This is a genomic window from Dietzia sp. IBK-p2-16D (genome assembly GCF_057773085.1).
The window spans coordinates 1-458 of sequence record NZ_JBYMTL010000059.1; the positions used below are offsets into that span (position 1 = coordinate 1).

The 458-nt window shown below is 55.7% G+C and carries 1 protein-coding gene; it reads right to left on the reverse strand.

Annotated features, from left to right (window positions below; genetic code table 11):
• Positions 1-132: 132 nt before the first annotated feature.
• The coding region (locus tag AC3DE3_RS17350; RefSeq protein ID WP_488370864.1) for a DUF1627 domain-containing protein at positions 133-458 on the reverse strand (326 nt) is incomplete at its 5' end.

Consider the following 458-nt stretch of genomic DNA (forward strand, 5'->3'; position numbering starts at 1 on the left):
CCAGCTCCCGTGCCTTCGTTCTCACTGCCGCTTCAGTTCGTCCGATAAGCGCGCCAATGCTTTTTACCTTCATTGTTCCCGCGCACTGCCGGAGTATCAGAATTTCAGCCCGGCACCACGTCTTCCACACACTCACCGCTGCTGTTCTCTGGTGGCGGTAATATCCCGGAGAATATCCCGGCACTTGTTCAGCTCCCGCAGCGCGGCGCAGACTCGCTCCCACTTCTGAACCTGACCTTTTGCCCGGCGCAGCTCGCGGTTAGCCACATGCAGCGATGGTAGAATCAGGTCATCTGCTTTCGTTTCGGTGACCGATGGCTGTAACTTCACAATGTCTTCCACGATTTCTGTTTTCATTTCTTCCTGTGTCGTCGTTTCCTGGACTGGTAACGCAACACCTGCTGGCTGAGGAAAGGCTTTACCATCGGTTTCCGCTACGGATGCAGCTTCCGGCTCTG